14 protein-coding genes and 1 tRNA gene are annotated in these 16,567 nt (G+C 72.7%); 7 read left to right on the plus strand and 8 right to left on the minus strand.

The genetic code is table 11. From position 1 onward, the window contains the following. Nucleotides 1–46: 46 nt before the first annotated feature. Together ACFYYR_RS18745 and ACFYYR_RS18750 are read right to left on the minus strand one after the other, a co-directional pair. Nucleotides 47–268, minus strand: coding sequence for a type A2 lantipeptide (locus tag ACFYYR_RS18745; RefSeq protein ID WP_388854130.1), 222 nt, complete (start codon nt 266–268; stop codon nt 47–49). Between the two features lie 453 nt (nt 269–721). Continuing rightward, entirely contained in the window at nt 722–2,005 is a 1,284-nt protein-coding gene (locus tag ACFYYR_RS18750) for a PAS domain-containing protein (RefSeq protein ID WP_388854133.1), read from the minus strand. Between the two features lie 536 nt (nt 2,006–2,541). Here ACFYYR_RS18750 and ACFYYR_RS18755 point away from each other — a divergent pair. The 4 genes from ACFYYR_RS18755 (at nt 2,542) to ACFYYR_RS18770 (ending at nt 6,571) form a co-directional block, all read left to right on the plus strand. Further along, the gene (locus ACFYYR_RS18755) at nt 2,542–3,093 is read left to right on the plus strand and encodes a DUF5994 family protein (protein WP_388854136.1); all 552 of its coding nucleotides are present in this window, start codon (nt 2,542–2,544) and stop codon (nt 3,091–3,093) included. Between the two features lie 903 nt (nt 3,094–3,996). Beyond that, entirely contained in the window at nt 3,997–4,512 is a 516-nt protein-coding gene (locus ACFYYR_RS18760) for a hypothetical protein (protein ID WP_388854139.1), read from the plus strand. Between the two features lie 161 nt (nt 4,513–4,673). Further along, nucleotides 4,674–5,837 (plus strand): sensor histidine kinase, encoded by a 1,164-nt coding sequence (locus ACFYYR_RS18765; RefSeq protein WP_388854141.1) that lies wholly within the window; start codon nt 4,674–4,676, stop codon nt 5,835–5,837. Continuing rightward, nucleotides 5,834–6,571: a response regulator gene (locus ACFYYR_RS18770; protein ID WP_388854143.1), complete on the plus strand. Its 738-nt coding sequence runs from the start codon at nt 5,834–5,836 to the stop codon at nt 6,569–6,571. Before ACFYYR_RS18765 ends, ACFYYR_RS18770 begins: the two co-directional genes overlap by 4 nt. A gap of 140 nt (nt 6,572–6,711) precedes the next feature. On the opposite strand, the gene ACFYYR_RS18775 is transcribed toward ACFYYR_RS18770, so the two are convergent. After that, nucleotides 6,712–6,785: transfer RNA gene (locus ACFYYR_RS18775), tRNA-Gly, on the minus strand. 576 nt (nt 6,786–7,361) lie between these two features. Between ACFYYR_RS18775 and ACFYYR_RS18780 the strand changes: the two genes are divergently transcribed. The 3 genes from ACFYYR_RS18780 (at nt 7,362) to ACFYYR_RS18790 (ending at nt 8,820) form a co-directional block, all read left to right on the plus strand. Continuing rightward, entirely contained in the window at nt 7,362–7,571 is a 210-nt protein-coding gene (locus ACFYYR_RS18780) for a hypothetical protein (protein ID WP_388854146.1), read from the plus strand. A 148-nt stretch (nt 7,572–7,719) separates the two neighbouring features. Continuing rightward, nucleotides 7,720–8,295: a dCTP deaminase gene (dcd, locus tag ACFYYR_RS18785; RefSeq protein ID WP_351506772.1), complete on the plus strand. Its 576-nt coding sequence runs from the start codon at nt 7,720–7,722 to the stop codon at nt 8,293–8,295. Nucleotides 8,296–8,322: 27 nt separating this feature from the next. Then, a complete protein-coding gene (locus tag ACFYYR_RS18790; protein ID WP_351506773.1) occupies nt 8,323–8,820 on the plus strand; it encodes a phosphoribosyltransferase in 498 nt (165 codons plus the stop codon). Nucleotides 8,821–8,979: 159 nt separating this feature from the next. Here the strand turns inward: ACFYYR_RS18790 and ACFYYR_RS18795 are convergent, their stop codons facing one another. From ACFYYR_RS18795 to ACFYYR_RS18815, 5 genes are all read right to left on the minus strand, one after another. Next, nucleotides 8,980–9,957 carry a Yip1 family protein gene (locus ACFYYR_RS18795; RefSeq protein ID WP_388854504.1) on the minus strand — a complete coding sequence of 326 codons (978 nt, stop codon included), beginning with the start codon at nt 9,955–9,957 and terminating at the stop codon, nt 8,980–8,982. 247 nt (nt 9,958–10,204) lie between these two features. Beyond that, complete coding sequence (locus ACFYYR_RS18800) at nt 10,205–11,770, minus strand: FG-GAP repeat protein (RefSeq protein ID WP_388854150.1); 1,566 nt, start codon at nt 11,768–11,770, stop codon at nt 10,205–10,207. 402 nt (nt 11,771–12,172) lie between these two features. Then, the gene (locus tag ACFYYR_RS18805) at nt 12,173–13,369 is read right to left on the minus strand and encodes an FG-GAP repeat domain-containing protein (protein ID WP_388854153.1); all 1,197 of its coding nucleotides are present in this window, start codon (nt 13,367–13,369) and stop codon (nt 12,173–12,175) included. Nucleotides 13,370–13,529: 160 nt separating this feature from the next. Beyond that, complete coding sequence (locus ACFYYR_RS18810) at nt 13,530–14,411, minus strand: hypothetical protein (RefSeq protein ID WP_388854156.1); 882 nt, start codon at nt 14,409–14,411, stop codon at nt 13,530–13,532. Between the two features lie 211 nt (nt 14,412–14,622). Beyond that, entirely contained in the window at nt 14,623–16,218 is a 1,596-nt protein-coding gene (locus ACFYYR_RS18815; RefSeq protein ID WP_388854159.1) for an FG-GAP repeat protein, read from the minus strand. Nucleotides 16,219–16,567: the final 349 nt, after the last annotated feature.

Consider the following 16,567-nt stretch of genomic DNA (forward strand, 5'->3'; position numbering starts at 1 on the left):
CTGTCGGGTGAGTAATGCAGACCAAGCAGAACTTGGTGCATCCGTCTCAGATGCCGGCGCCGCCGGAGAAACCTGCCTCTGCGGAGACAGGGCCCGCCTGGCCGCTCAGGCCACCCGAAAGGGAGCCACCCAGAGGGGGCAGGCCGGGCAGTGCGGATTCGGCGCCACCCGTCACAATTTCGGTCCCGAGAATTCCGCCGGAGACATTGTCCAGCTCGCTGTCGAGGATCTCGCGAGTCTCGATCTGGGGCATGGCGTCCTTACGCATGGCAGGCCCTCCCTTTCGTTTCTGCTGTGATCACGGGCCGTATCGAACGGCCCGCCGTCCAGCCGGTCCAGCCAGCTTGACGACCGTCCGGCAACCGGAAGTGGACGTGCAACTTCCGGTTGCCGTGGATCAAATCATGTCCACGGCGGCCCAGCCACCCCTGACCCGTCCGAAATTTCCGCAGACGTTTCGGTATCGCGGCATGTCGGCCGTCCGGATTTTCGGCCGGACGGTGACAACTTCCTCACCTAATTTTTCAGCGGCCGAGTCTTGCGGAGGGGACCGGCATGGTCACTCGAAGGACATATCGCCCCTTGAGGATGGCGTTCACCCAGCACGGCGCGACCCGGGGGCAAGGCTGTGACCTTTCTGTGTGGATGACGCGCAGGTTCGCTGAGCCGCAGCGCTATGGCATGGTGTCGCTGGATTTCCGGTTCACCTGACATACCGGATTCACCGGAGCTCCCTTCCCGGTTGCACCGTTCGCGGGTAATTTCGCCACCCGTGGTCATTTCGACGCACGCCTCGCCGATTCCCGGTGCCTCTCCGAATAGGGAAGACGCCCCGTCCGGGGTCTGCGGGCGGGCCGAGCCCTGCCCCTTGCCGACCGCTGTTCACCGGCCGTGAGCCGACGGACCCGGGTCTCTCGGAGGCGTAGTGCCACGCGCAGCCGCAAGCTCGTCGTGTCACCGCGGGAGGTGTTCCTCCGCCCAGACGATCTGCGACGTCGAGCGTGCTGCCGCCGGTGAGACTGCGCGGGAGCAGGCTGCGCTGCAGGGCCAGCGCGGTGCTGTGCTGCCGGGTGTAGCGGCGGGCGTTGTCGATGCTCACCGCCGCGCGGGCCACTACCTCTTCCGCGAGGAGCAGGTCGTCCTGCTCGAAGGGGTCGCGTAGCTGCCAGCGGATGAACCTGACGACGCCCAGAACATCGCCGAGGGCGAGGATCGGGACGAGTATCAGGGAGCAGAGACCGAATTCCTGGATTTTCGCGGCTCGGGCCGGGTCCGTTGCGAACCAGCTTCTGGTTGAGGCACCCGGCATGGCTTCCAGGCGGGAGCGCCCGTCGAGCATGCACTGCATTTCGGGTGAGTGAGGGTGGAAGTCGACGGCCTGCCCGGTCGCCGCGACCGACTCGGGAACGCCTTCGTGGATCGACTGCTGGCCCGCACGGCGCATCCGCGGCGGATGGAGGCGAGCCCCAGGGCGCGGTGTGTCGCCGCGTATCACCGACTCCAGGAGGTCGACGGCGACGAAGTCGGCCAGCCGCGGCACGCTGATATCGGCCAGGGTCTGCGCGGTGTCCATGACGTCCAAGGTGCTGCCGGTCTGCGCCCCGACCTCGTTCAGCAGAGCGAGTCGCTCCCGAGCCCGCCAACGGTCGGTGACGTCGAGGACGATGAAGGACACGCCCAGTACCCGGTTCGTGGCGCTGTGGAGCCGAAAGACGGACAGCGAGTAGGCGAGCGGCCGATGGGGGTGTGCGTCCGTCCCGCCTCGCAGCAGGTGATCGACCAGGGGGCGGCCGGTGTCGAGCACCTCCCGCGTGAGCGACTCGATCCCCTCGGCATCCAGCCTGAGGTCCAACAGGGGCAGCACATCCCGCAGGCGCTTGCCCAGCCGCTGCTCACGGGAAAGGCCCCCGAGGCGCTCCAGAGCATCGTTGACCCAGACGAAGCGCAGATCCCGGTCCAGCACGGCCATACCGGCCGGCGAAAGGGCGAGGATCCGCTCCAGCATCGGCGGGTCTGCATGCCACCACTCGTCGGAGGGCCCCGGGCTGCGGCCGGCTGCACCTGCGCTGTCAGAGGTATCCATGGGGACTGCACCAGCGTCCGTGAGGGGCAATACCTGACGGCTCCGGCGCGCCGGGCTTCCAGACGCGTCAGAAGTTCCTGCTTCAAGGGTCGCACCGGCCTTCGAAGCCGTCGCAGCAGCCGGGCCCGGCCCTTCAGCCGATTCGCTGGAGCCAGGGCCCGGTCACTTCTCTGCGGCGCCGGCCGGACAGGAGGGGCGTAACGACGGATGGGCCGTCGAACTCTCCAGCAACGGCATCCGTGATCACCCCGTCGCACGTCTGCCCGAGCCAGTACCCCGCTGCGCGGAGGCTGCCGGCAGCGCGGAAGCCCGCCTTGCCCGCGTCGGCCCAGTGCACGGGCCGGTAGGCCGGCCCGCGGAGTACGGTGAAACCACCGCGGCCACCCCGCATCGGCCGCCACGCCGACATCGCCACCGGTGATCAGCGGACGTACGCACCGCAGACGAGCGAGCACATCATGGCCGATTCCGAGACTCCGGATCTCTCCACGTTTCTGCCGGAAGCGATCCATCAGTCGGTCAAACCCGGAACCGCACTGCTGAGGCTTGAGACGACCCGGTCCCGCGAGGGCATTCTCGACGGGGCGTGGTGGCCGCGTTCCCGCAATATCGGTGCCGAGCTGCCCAGTCTGATCAGCGCGTTGACCGAGCACCTCGGCCCGGTCCTGCGCGTGGGCCTGGATACGAACGCGTGGGAGGAACTGCCGACGCGGCTGATCATCGATGACCGGGTCGTGCACATCGACTCCTTCCCGGTGGGTGACGACACGGTGCTCATCACCCGGGGCGATCAGGACCACTTCTCCCTGTTGGTGGTCCCGCCACAGGCGACGCCTGAAGCAGCAGCCGCCGCAATGGCCAGGGCGGTCCGAGCCGACAACGTCGCCGGCGCCGAACAGATCCTCGTCGACACGGGCACTGGCCCGGCACGCTCGAGCCCCGCGGACGACCACGAGGGCGGCCGGGGACGCGGCGATTCGACCCGGCAGGCCGGATCGGCGGCGGAGTGACCGATGTGCGGATTCCGCATCTGCGGGCACGAGCGCATGGCGAAGCTGTTGTCGCCGTCTCCGTGACGGCCACGCGCTTCGGACGAGCACCGCTGACGTCTCGCGCACCCACCGTGCCGCAGTGCTGTGGTGCGACGGCACCGAAGGCGCCCCGCCCGCCGCTGCACCACACCGCGGCCGCACTGGCCCGCGTCGCGGAGACGGACGGCATGCTCGTCATTCCCGCCACGGAGACCGCCGTCCGGCTGTGGACCGGCACAGCCTGCGGCGCCGTCGACCTCGCTGAGCGCGCACGTGCCGCAATCGCCCGCCCCGCCGCGGTACCACCGGGCGGTGGGCGGCACACTCCGCCCCTGAGAGGCAGAGGGCGGTGACCGGCGGACTCGAGCGGAAGACGGCGCGGCCGCGAGGGCGAAAGGGGCTGAGCGGCCGTACGAGGCGGAGGTGGCGTGCACGCAGTGCGCGGCGCCTGAACCGGCCCGTACAACACAGCGGCCCAGCTCGGGGGTTGCCCCCTTGCCGGGCCTTCGTTCGTGGAGCGGGCGGCGAGAATCGAACTCGCGCTCCGAGCTTGGGCATCAGGGGACTTTCGGTGTCTCCGACCCCTCGGAGCTTCTCTCTCATGCCGGTCGGATGAGGGCCTTTCGGGTTTCGTATGGATCGCGATGCAAAAAGCGACTGAAAGCCCTCATGCTCCAACGTGGTGCGCCCCTTGTGCCGGGGACGCCCGTCCCCCGTACTCGGAGGCGGGTGCGCCGGGTTCGGCGAACTCACGGCCCTTCCTGCCGAACGACGCAGAGGTCCGGTCGCGCCCTGTCAACCCGTGGGTGGAGGCGCCTGTCAACCCGCGGTCCAACCCAGGGGCTGGCGATTGGCGGCTGCGGTCGAAGCAGGCTTGGAGCCGTGAACATCACCGATTACTGCGTCAACGGGATCCTCGTCCTGCTCGTCGTGCGCCAGGTGCGTGGCAGCCGCCTGGATCTGATCAACCTGGTGCTCCCGGTCGTGCTGGTCAGCGCCACTGCCGCCTACTACCTGCGGTCGGTGCCCACGGTCGGCAACGACCTCGTCCTTGAACTGGTGCTGGCCGGCTCGGGAGTCGCTCTCGGGCTGCTCTGTGGGCTCGCAACGCACCTTCGGCGCGAGGCGGATGGCGTCTACGCCAAGGCGGGCTTCGTGGCCGCGGCTTTGTGGGTCTTCGGCATGGCGGTCCGGATGGTCTTCGCCTTCGCCGCCGATCACGGCGCCGGTGACGCCATCGCCGACTTCAGCCGTAGCCATCAGATCACATCTGCCCAGGCGTGGATTGCGGCCTTCGTCATGATGGCGCTGGCCCAGGCGGTGACCCGGCTGGTGGTGATCCGGTACCGCGCCTACCGGTTGACCGCATCCGCAGCCCGCGACTTGGCAGCGGCGTGAACAGCGTGTATCCGCGGCCGGGCCCGGTCTTTCCGGGGTCGGCCGCTCCTATGCTGTCCGGCATGAGCTCAACGCCGCCCGGCGGCTGTGAGGGGGACAGCCCAAGAGTGGCGGAGGCCCGGTCGCGTGCGGCCGAGCGTGCCGCGCGTCAGGCTGCGCGGATGCACTTGTTGCTGTGGGGGGTCATGGTCCTTACCACCGCCTCAGTCCTGCAGAGTCGGCCACACCCGGGTGCGACCGGCGAGCGTCTCGTCATCAGCCTGGTGCTGGCCGGGTGCCTGCTGTCACTGGCTGCCGCGGCCCTGGTCCGGGGCACGGGGAAGTCGGAAGCGGCCACCGCTGCCCTACCGCTGATCCTGGGCGCCGGCGGAAACGTGCTGGCATTGCTTCAGTCGAACTCGATGATGATGGTCCCCGTCGCCACCGCTGTGGCGATGCTCTTCGCGCGCCTGCGGCCGCGTCTGGCCGTACCGCTGGCCGCGCCGCTGACCGTGGCGATCGCAGTCGTCGCCGCCTGTGTCAGCCCATCGCACAACGCGGCCGAGAACGCAGGGGCCTGCGCGTTGCTGTGTGCGGTGCTCGGTGCCGCCTGCGTCTTCGCCCGCCAGGCTCGCCTGCGACACGACCACACCGAACTGCTGCTCGCCGAGCTGGAAGACTCGCGTGAGGCACAGACACGTGCTGCCGCCGTCGCTGAACGCACCCGCATCGCCCGGGAACTGCACGACATCCTGGCGCAGTCCCTGTCCGCCCTTTCCGTGCAGCTGGAGGGCGCCCGCAAACTCGCCGAGCGTGGCACAGTCGACCCGGCCCTGCACCAGCTGATCGTGCGCAGCGGCGAACTGACCCGGGAGGGTCTGGGCGACGCGCGCCGGGCCGTTGCCGCCTTGCGCGGGGACGACGTGCCCATGGCCGACCAGCTCACCACCCTGGTCGGCCGGTGCCGCCGCGACCTCGCGCTGCCGATCACGCTGTCGGTGGCCGGGCAGCCGAGAAGGATGACGCCGGAGGCGAACCTCGCGCTCTATCGGGGCACCCAGGAGGCGCTCACCAACGCCGCCCGCTACGCGGCAGGTTCGCCCACCACCGTGGTGCTGCGCTACACACCGCAGGCCACCACACTGACCATCTCGGACCATGGCCGCGCAGTTCCAGCGGACCACAACGGCACCGAAACCGGCGCTCCCGTGCCGCCCGTCGAAGCGTGGACGGGTGGGGGAAACGGATTGCGGGGCATGCGCGAGCGCATCGAACGGGCCGGCGGCCGCATTCATGCCGGACCCACCGAGCAGGGCTGGATTGTGGAGATGGAGATACCGGCGTGAGCGATTCCCTGGCACCCATCAGGGTGCTGGTCGTTGATGACCAGCGGGTGACCCGCGAGGGCCTGATGCTGCTGGTCGGCCTGAATGCGGGCATGGAGGTCGTGGGTGGTGCGGCCGACGGCGCCGAGGCGGTGGAAATGGCCCTCGAACACCGCCCGAATGTCGTGCTGATGGACCTGGCGATGCCTGGCACGGACGGCCTCGCCGCAACCTGGACGTTGCGCGAGGAAGCCCCGCAGATCGCTGTGCTGGTGCTGACGACCTACGTGGACGACACGTCGGTCTTTCCCGCACTGCGAGCGGGTGCGAAGGGATATCTCACCAAGGACGCGGGTGCGGACGAGATCGAACGGGCGATCCGTGCCGTGCATGAGGGGCTGACGTGGATGGATCCGGTGGTGCAGGAACGTCTGGTCGCGACCGTCACATCGGGCCTGCTGCCGGAGTCCGCGACGGTTCCGGACCGCGAGGCGTCGGCTTCCTCGACCGTAGCCCCCGAACCGGCTCAGCCAAGGCGGGACGTCCCAGCCTCACTGCCAGAGCCGTTGACTGCCCGTGAGACAGAGGTCCTGATACTGATCGCGCACGGGCTGTCCAACGGTGAGATCGGCGAACGCCTCTACCTCAGCCGCGCCACGGTCAAAACGCACATCAACCGCATCTTCGCGAAGACTGGCGTACGCGATCGCGCACAGGCCGTCCGCTACGCCTACCGCACTGGACTGGCGGACTGAGCACTGCACTTGGCTCGCCAATCGCGGGGCCTCACGACTTCTCACGCCAACGGCGAGTTGGGAGCATTCGGTGGGCACTCTGCTCCGCAACAGGTCCGGACAACAACAAACCCCGGTCAGCCTGACCCGGGGTTTCTCTCTGGAGCGGGTGACGAGAATCGAACTCGCGCTCTGAGCTTGGGAAGCTCATGTTCTACCATTAAACTACACCCGCGAAAGATCGCCGCTACGGCGTCTCACCGTTGCACACTGTACCCCATCGCTGGCCCGTGGTGTATCCGTTCATCCGTCGTGAGCGCCGTGATCGTCCTGATCCGTCGTGGGGTCCCCCGTCCGTCCGGACTCGCGACCGGGCACGCGCGTCCCCTCCGCAAGGAGCGTCGGGACGGCGGCCCCGGGGGTGCCGAGCCGGAGTGCGCGGCGGGTTGTACGGTGCCTGTTCGGGCCCGCGTCCGGAGCGTCTTCCGATCCGTCTCCGGGTGTCCCGGGTCCGTCGGTGAGCCGCGTTCCGATCCGCCGCCCGGGCTCGCGCCGGGCCCGTCTCCGGAGCGCCTGTGGGGCGCCCGCGGGGCGCCCGCCGGGGTGTCTGTCGGGGTGAGTCCCGGCAGGGTCCGTAGTGGCGCGGCAGGCCCGCGTTTGGGGTGTTCCGGCGTTGTCGCCCGGACGGGGATGCGGGTGTGGGGTATGGGAGTTGAGGCGTACCGTGGGGGCCGGAGTGCCGCGTGCGGAGGCGTCCGGACCATCCCCTAATGTGGCTTTTGTCTTGAACGTTCTTTGGGGAAGGGACTCGATGGAGCGCACTGTCGTTCGTTGTGCCGAAGGGCACGTTTTCAGCACCGCGTCGTTCCCGCTGCAGAACCTCGGTACCGACCGGCTCGGCCCCGGACGGCTCCTGCGCTGTCCCCGGTGTGCCCGGCTGCGTCATTCGGTGCCGGTACCGGTCGCCGTGCCGACGCCGGCTCCGGCCGCCGCGGCCGGCCCGGAGTGGCGCCGCGCCTGACAGCCGGCAGCCGCCCGGGGCGCGTTCCGCCGGCCGGCCGCACAGCAGCCGGCCGTAAGGGACGGCAGGGGCGGGACGACCGCTCGCAGCGAAGGGTGGGCCCGGTCCGATTGGGCCGGGCCCAGCCCGTCCGCGTACCCTTCGACCCGTGCTTCTCTCTGACAAGGACATCCGGACCGAGATCGACGCCGGCCGGGTCCGGATCGATCCTTACGACCCCGACATGGTGCAGCCGTCCAGCATCGACGTACGGCTGGACCGCTTCTTCCGGGTGTTCGAGAACCACCGGTACCCCCACATCGACCCCGCCACGGAGCAGAGCGACCTCACCCGGCTCGTGGAGCCCGAGGGGGACGAGGCATTCATCCTGCACCCCGGCGAGTTCGTGCTGGCCTCCACGTACGAGGTCATCACGCTCCCCGACGACATCGCGTCGCGGCTGGAGGGCAAGTCCAGCCTGGGCCGGCTCGGCCTGCTGACGCACTCCACCGCCGGCTTCATCGACCCCGGTTTCTCGGGCCACGTGACGCTGGAGCTGTCGAACGTCGCCACGCTGCCGATCAAGCTGTGGCCGGGCATGAAGATCGGGCAGCTGTGCATGTTCCGGCTGACCTCGCCCGCCGAGCACCCGTACGGCTCGGCGAAGTACCAGTCCCGGTACCAGGGGCAGCGGGGGCCCACGCCCTCCCGCTCCTTCAAGAATTTCCACCGCACGCAGGTCTGAGACAGGGAAGAGACGGGGCGGAACGACGTGAGTGACGAGCGGGAGAACCTGACCTACCCCCTCTTCGGGCAGGCGATACGTGAGCTGGCCCAGACCGTGGCCGACGACGGTTACGAGCCGGACATCATCCTCTCCATCGCGCGCGGCGGCCTCTTCGTCGCCGGTGGTCTCGGCTACGCGCTGGACGTGAAGAACCTGCACGTCATGAACGTGGAGTTCTACACCGGTGTCGGCACCACCCTCGACCTGCCGGTGATGCTGCCGCCGGTGCCGAACGTGGTGGACCTCAGCGAGAAGAAGGTGCTCGTCGCGGACGACGTCGCCGACACCGGCAAGACGCTCAAGCTGGTGCACGACTTCTGTGCCGGGCACGTCGCGGACGTGCGGTGCGCGGTGATCTACGAGAAGCCGCAGTCGCTGGTGAAGTGCGAGTACGTCTGGAAGAAGACCGATCAGTGGATCAATTTCCCCTGGTCGGTCGAGCCGCCCGTGGTCCGGCGCGAGGGCCAGATCCTGGACGCCTGACCCGGAGCCCGGCCGCCCGCGGGCGGCCGGAGAGCGCACGGGAAAGCCCGGTTCCGGAACCTGTGGGAACAGGTCCGGCACCGGGCTTCTGTCATGTGCACGGGCGGGGCTGCCCCGCCCGCTGCCGCCCCGGAGGGCAGCGGCCGGGCGGAGGCCGTCCTACAGCGTGCCCAGCTTGATCAGTGCCAGCAGGGCGACCAGCTGGATCGCGGAGGCGCCCAGCGCCTTCGGCCACGGCAGGTCGTGCGACTTGCTCACCATCGCGGTGAAGAGCGCCCCCGCGGCGAACCAGGTCGCCCAGCCCAGGACCTGCACCAGCGAGCTGTCGCCGCCGAGGAACATCGCGAAGAGCAGCCGCGGCGTGTCGGTCAGCGCCATGATCAGCATCGACAGGCCGACGGTGGGCTGCCAGGCGCCGTCGCCGCCCAGCTGACGGGCGAGCGTGTGCGTCACCGCGCCCAGCAGCAGACCACTGATCACCACGGCGATGCCGGTGCTGACCACCCACGGGATGCTGTTGGAGAGTGTGGCGTTCAGCACGTCCTCGCGGGCCTGGTCGAAGCCGAACACGGCGACCAGGCCGTACACGAAGGTGACGATGAGCGCCGGGCCCCAGACCGGGTAGTCGCGCATCTGGAAGAACGTGGCGCCCGGCCGCAGCACGATCCCGCTCAGCAGCTCCTTCCAGGGCAGGCGCGGGCCCGCCACCGGGGCGCCGGACCCGCCGGCGCGGTAGGTGCTGCCCTGCGGGCCGTCGTCGTACGGGGCGTAGCCCTGGTCCGGGCCGTAGGCGTCCGGGCTCTCGCCGATGCTGAACGCCTGGGTGTGCCCGGGGTTGTTGGCATGAGCATCCGGTCCCGGGCCGCCCTGGCCCGGGTACGGCGCGTAGCCCTGGTCCGGGGCGCCGAAGTACTCCGGCTCGTCGCGGTGCCCGCCGCCCGGGCCGGGGCCGTACCCGCCGCTCGGGCCGGGGCCCGACGCGTAGGCGTTCGGACCTCCCGGTCCGACGCCCTGCCACTGCTGCCCGGCGTGCGGCGGCACCGGCTGACCGCCGTACGGCTGCCCGCCGTTCCCGTACGGTTGCTGCTGCCCCTGTTGACCCTGCCGCGCCGAGCGGGAGTCCCGTCCGCGTCCCATCCTGAATCCAGCCACCCTTCGAACGTACCTGCTTGTGCAGACGTGCATGCCGCGCTCATGGGTTCAGTCCGGGGTTTGCTGCCGAGCTGTGACATCCCCTACGGGCTCCCCCGAGGGGTGCGCCCGAGGCTCCGGGGCGGGGTGCGGCACCGCCTGGGGGCGCCCCGGAGCCGCGCGAGGGCTCAGTTCGGGAACCCCGAGCCCATGCCGGTGAGGAGGTGCGAACCGGCAGTGGAGGGGCCGGAGCTCAGCCGGAGATGACGCTCTCGTACCGGGGCAGGCCGGCGGGGACCGCGCTCGTGTCCAGCGGGGAGCGCAGCAGGGCGCCCGCGCCCGCCGTGGTGACCGACGTGCCGTCGGAGAGCAGGGTGACCAGTGAACCGAAGCCGTCCTCCGCGGAGTCGGCGCCGATGGTCAGATCGGCCCGCCCGTCCCCCGTCAGGTCGGAGAGGACGACCGTGCCGCCGAACACGTCCGGTGCCTCGGGGGAGCCGGGGACGCCCGGGGTGCCCTGGTGGAAGGACTGCACGTGGCCGGTGTTCAGGCCCGTGGACGAGCCGTAGACGACGGTGACCGATCCGGTGCCGGCGGTCGCGGGCAGCCTCTCGTGCGGGGTGCCGACGGCAAGGTCCTGGAAGCCGTCGCCGTTGATGTCACCGAGGGTCACGGTGCGGCCGAACCCGTCGCCGGCCTCGGAGCCGCCGGGGACGGCGCCGGACTCCTGGGTGATGGTGTCCCGCCGGCGGGTGGGGCCGAAGGGGGAGCCGTAGACGACGTCGACCCTGCCGCCCCGGGCACCGGTGTCCTCGGGGCGTCCGCCGACGAGGTCGCCGTAGGTGTCGCCGTTGACGTCGCCGATCGCGGTGAACGCCCCGGCGGGGAGCTGCTTCGCCCTGGACGCGTCCGGGCCCGAAGCGCTGCCGGGCAGAAAGGAGTTGGCGTGGCGGGCGGGGGTGTCCGCGGTGCCCGGGACGCCGCCCACGACCAGGTCGGTGCGCTCGTCGGCGGTCACTTCGCCCGCGGTGAGCCGGACGATGCCGCGGCCCGTGCCGCCCCGTACCGGGGTCCGGACGTCCTGCCGGGCGCCCGCGGTGCCGGTCCGTGCGATGCCGTGCTTGAAGATCCGCAGGGTGGCCGAGGCCGTCCCCACCGCGAGGTCGGTCCGCCGGTCGCCGTCGAAGTCCCCGGCGGCCAGGGCCTGTCCGAAGCGGCTCTGCGCCTTCGGGGCCGGGCCGGCGAGGGTCGTGCCACCGGTGAGGCCCGCCGCCGAGCCCCAGAGGATCTGCACGGTGCCGGCGGCCCGGACCTCGGACCGTTCCCCGGAGGCGCTCCCGGGCCCTTCCCCGGAGCGGCCCTGGGAACGGCCGCCCGAGGTGCCTCGGGAACGGCCCCCTGCGGTGTCCTCGGAACGGCCCCCCGGCGCGGCCGCGTGGGGCACGCCCACGGCCAGGTCGGCGTAGCCGTCGTTGTCGAAGTCGCCCACGGCCGTGGCGTGGCCGAAGCGGTTGCCCCGCTCCGCGGTTCCCGGTACGCCGGGGGTGTTCCGGCTGACCGTGGTGCGGCGGGCGGCGCCGGCTCCGGAGGGCGAACCGTAGAGCACGGTGACCGCGCCCGCGTTCCGCCGGCCGGCGACGCCGGCGTCCGGTGTGGGGACGGCGAGGTCCCGGTAGCCGTCCCGGTCGAAGTCGGCCTCGGCGGCGCTGCCTTCCGCGCCCGGGGAGGCGGTGGCGGGGGTGCCGGCGAGGGCGAGCAGCCCGCCGGTCAGCGTCGCGGCCACCGCTGCGGCCAGGACGGTACGGAAACGCTGGTGCACGCGGAGATCTCCTGTGCCTGCGGGGGGATGCGCTGCGGCATCCGCAGAGGGGGTGGTGTGCCGGCCCGCCGTGCGGTTCCCGGCGGACGGGCTCGGGCCGCACGACGGTCGGCGATCGCAAGACCTCGCTCAACGGCCAAGGGTTGTACGGAAAGTGAGACTTTTTGCTCGTGGCGTGTCTGAACTGCACCCGTCGGCAGAGGTGTTGCGCACCTTCCGAAGGGCCCGCCTTCCGCATGCACCCCCGCACGCCCCGTCCGTACGCCGTACGTGTCCCCCGCACGCCCCTTCCGTACGTGCACCCCCGCACGTCCCTGCCACACGTCCCTGCCACACGTCCCTGCCACGACAGGGCCCGCTGCCGCCCCGCGGGCGTTCGGCCCCGACGGGCAGCCGCTCCCGTCAGCGGTCCCCCGCGAACACCGCCGTGCTGAAGGTGCGGGACGGCTTCCTCCGCAGGCCGTCGCGGGTGCCGGGGTGGATCGTGATCAGGTCCCGCTCGTCGCCCCGGTGGGTACGCACCACCAGGTCCGCCCGCCGGTCGCCGTCGAGGTCGGTCAGGGCCAGCACCGTCGTCTCCGCGGAGCCGCTGCCCGGGAGCCCGGCCACGGGGACCGTACGGGCCTCGCCCGCGCCCGCACCGCCCCCGCCGCTCTCCAGCAGCTTCACCCGCCGGCCGGTGCCGTCCGCCACCAGCTCCGCCGTCCCGTCGCCGTCCACATCGCCCGCGTCGCGCCAGGCGCGCGGCACCGTGTAGCGGCCGCCGGGGCGCACCGGGCCGAGCGGGCCGCCGAGCAGCAGGCTGCTTCGGCTGCCCCGCACGACGAGGTCGTCGGCCCCGTCGCCGTTGGCGTCCGCGGCCGGGAGGGGGCGGGAGAGCTGCGTCCCGGGGACCGGGCGCGGGGCCCCGGCGGCGTGCGGCGCCCCGGTGCGGGTGAACGGGCCCCGCAGCCGGCTGATCCGCGAGCCGCTCGCCGTCAGCACCAGGTCCTGGCTGCCGTCGCCGTCGAAGTCGCCGCAGACCGGCTGGTCCGGCCACTCGTTCCCGGCCCGCGCCCGGCCGGGGACGCGCAGCTTCACGGCCTTGCCGGCGAGCCCGTGCGGGCCGCCGAACAGGATCTGGTGCGGCACCGGCGGCCGCCCGGTCCCGTCGTACGGCGGGTCGGTGCCGATGAGCAGGTCGGTGTAGCCGTCGTCGTCGAGGTCGCAGGCGGTCTCGGCGTCGAACGCGGCGGGCAGGGTGCCGCCGGAGGCGACGGCGTACCGGCCGGGTGAGACCAGCTGCCGTACGGCGGGGTCCGGGCCGTGGGCGGACCCGTAGACGACGCCGATGCCCGCGTCGTCGCCGTGGCTCTCCCGGCGCCGCTTGACCAGCTCGTCGAGGATCAGGTCCGGGTGGCCGTCGCCGTTGAAGTCGTTCTCGGTGCGGCTGCCGTCACCGCGCGGTACGGGCCGCAGGGGCGCCGCCGAGGGGCGGTGCGCCCGGGACGCGCGCCCCGCGCCGTCCGCCCCGCCGCCCGGGGCGCCGCAGCCCGCCAGCATCAGCGCGGCGCAGCCCAGACCCGCCGCAGTGACCCGTATCCGCACAACCCACCCCATCCGCGCCGCCGGACCGCCCGGCACCTGCGGCTGACACTCTCGCTCCGCGGGGGCCCGGCGGCAAGACGCCGGGGAGTGGGCTTCGTCGCAGGCCGGAGCGGGTTTGATGCCACCAGGCAGGCGAGCGGGTGCGGGGTCCGGGAGGAGGGCCCGGCGGGGGTCAGCGCACCCCGGCGCCCGGGGTGTACTGCGGCCAGGCGTGCTGGTTGGGCAGATAGGCGAGCATCTCGTCGGGGATGGTGGACGGGGCCTCCCAGCCGGTGGCCGGCAGCGGCCCGCCGTACGGGTCGTAGCCGAGCGTCGTCGTTCCGGTGTCCCGCCGGTGCCGGCCGGCCCGGTCCTCGGGGGCCGGGCAGGGCAGCGGCTGCCCGGTGAGGCGCCCCTCCGCGGAGAGCTGCTGGACCCGGGCGACCAGCCGGGCCAGGTCGAGGCCGAACTCGTCGGCCAGGACGCTCAGGTCGATCCCGGACTGCCAGCTGTCGATGAGGACGACGTCCATCGCCGAGGTCCACGCAGTCTCCCGGGCCATCGGGTTCTCGACGCCGGTCGTCATCGGCATCTCGGGGCCGGCCTGCGGGACGTCGAAGTACTGCGGGACGGGCTGCTGCAGGTACTGCTGCTGCGCCGCGTGCGGGGCGGCGTGCTGCGGGACGTGCGGCTGCTGCGGAAGGTAACCCTGCTGGGCCGGGGCGGCCTGGACGGGCGCGGGCGCCGGGGCCTGCGGGACGGGCGCGGGCTCGGGCAGCGGCTCCTCCTCCGGCTCCGCGGCCGGCGGGGTCGCGCCGAGGACGTTCTCGGCCACCCGGCGGGCGTCGTCCTTGCCCACGGTGCGCCGGGCGACGCGCACCTCGCGCTCGCTCAGCCCGAGCAGGTCGGCGACGGAGCTGTCGCTGCCCACGGTGACCGCGAACGCGGCCAGCAGGCGTGACCTGTGCGCCTGTGTCTCGTCCAGGGCGCTCTGCGCCGACTTCACGTGCTCGTCGCTGAGGCAGAAGGCCTCCGCCAGCACCGTATTCCGGTTCCACAACTGCCGGGGGTCCATGTCGCGTCCAACGCCCCAGCCGCACCTGGGGAATCGTTCCTGGGGCAGGCTGCACCCGAACAGCGGATTCTTCGCACCTGTATCAAGAGCGGTTAGTAGGCCGTTCGGGGCGCGGCGGGGAGCCGCCGGGGCCGGTCCCCCGGCCGTCCGGCGGCGCCCCTCGGGCCGCCCGGGGCCGCCGCTCGCCGCGTCCCCGCCGTCCCACCCCCGCTCAGTCGTCGATCGCCGCCCCGAAGCGGGCGTCCGCGGCGGGGGCGCCCAGCGAGCCGCCGTCGTACGTCCAGGAGCCCGTGGCGGTGACGCCCGCGGTGCCGGACGGGAGGAACCACAGCACGCCGTCGCCGGTGTTCTCGCCGGGGGCCGCGGCGAGGAGGCCGAAGGTGCCGTTGCTGTCCGGGTCGACCAGCCGGACCTGGCCGCCGAAGCGGTCCTGCTTCTCGGGGGCGCCCGGGACGCCCGCCGTGTCCTGGTTGAAGTCCTTGACGCGGGTCGTGGTCAGCCCGGTCCTCGAGCCGCGGAGCACCCAGACGGCGCCGGCGTCCGCCAGGGTGCCGAGGTCCTCCCCGGGGGCGCCGATCGCGAGGTCCGCGTACCCGTCGGCGTCGGTGTCGCCGAGGGAGAGGTCGGTGCCCCAGCCGTCGCCGCGCTCGGCGGCGCCGGGCACGCCCGGCGCGTCCTGGGTCCACCACTGCGGCGGGGTGCCCGGGCCCTCGGTCCCGGCGGGGCCGTCGGGGCCGCCGTAGTACACGCCGACGGTGCCGCCGCCTGAGTTCGCCCCGCCGTCGTCCGGGCCGTTCGGTTCGCCGGTGACCAGGTCGTCGTAGCCGTCGCCGTTGAGGTCCCCGGAGGCGGCGACGGGGCCGCCGCGCAGGTCGCGCCCGTACACCAGGCCGTCCTCCCGGCCGGAGAACTGGACCGACCAGCCGTGGCCGGGCTCCTCGCCGGTGCTCAGGCCGGAGACCACCAGGTCGGCGAAGCCGTTGTGGTCGTAGTCGCCGGTGGTGAGGGTCTGCGGGCGGATCACCCGGGGCCCGTCGTCGGCCGCCGTGCCGCTGCCGTTCTTCGCCCGGGGCCCGGTGCCCCGGGCCGCGCGGCCGGTGAGCAGCGATCCGGTGCGCTCGCGGACCGCGCGCCCCGCCGTGCCGCCCGCGTCCGCCCGGCCGGCCGCGCGGCGCTCCCGGGCTCCCGGCTGCCCGGCGGGCTCGAAGGTGTAGAGCTCCAGGTCATCGCGGTCCAGGACGGCCAGCAGGTCGCCCGGTGTGCCGGCGGTGAAGCGGGCCGCGGCCAGGCCCGCGCCGAAGGCCTCCCCGGCTCTGGGCGCGGCGGACTCCAGCCACTGGCTCGACGCCCCGCTCAGCCCCGTGGGGGATCCCCAGAGGACGACGAGGCCGCCCGCGTCGGCGGCGGTGCCGATGTCCTCGCCGGGGATGCCCACGATCGCGTCGTCGTAGCCGTCCGCGTCCAGGTCGCCCGAGGCGAGGGCCCTGCCGAAGGCGTCGCCCGGCTCGGCGGCGCCGGGCACGCCCGCGGTGCCCTGGTGGATCACGGCCCGGTTCCCGGTGGTGATGCCCCGGGAGGAGCCGTACTGCACGGTGACGTACCCGGCGCCGCGGTCGCCGCCGGCGGTGCCGCCGGGCGCGCCGGTGAGGACGTCCTCGCGGCCGTCGCCGTTGAAGTCGGTGTTGCGGTCGGCGGCCTGGGTCCCGCCGGGTGTCCCGGCGTGGGCGGCCGGGGCGGTGACGATCGCGGCACCGGTCAGCAGGAGGAACGAGGCCGTGGCGACGGCGGTCGAGCGGTACATGCGCACGAAACGGCTCCTTGTGATGAGGAAGGCCGGGCTGGTGCGGGGGCGGGCGGAAAGGGCCCGTCCTTTCCGCGCCTGTATGACGGCGGATGCGGGGGAAGGGTTGTACGGCGCCGGCGGGGCGCCGACGGCGGAGGGCCGGGCTCCGGGGCGCGCGGCCGCGGGGCGGCCGACGGGGCCGGCCAACGGAACGCCCGCGAACAGGGGAAACGCCCCCGGTGCCGGCCGGGGCGGGGCCGGTCCGCGCGGGCCACGTTCCGCAACGCCGTTACGGGGTAGGCCTGTTGACGGACAGGACCGGCCGCCGAGCCCGGACCGGGGACGCGGGGCCCGCCGCGGAGGCGGTGCGCGG

Origin of the sequence: Streptomyces sp. NPDC001922, from assembly GCF_042891165.1 — a bacterium.
Lineage (GTDB): Bacteria > Actinomycetota > Actinomycetes > Streptomycetales > Streptomycetaceae > Streptomyces.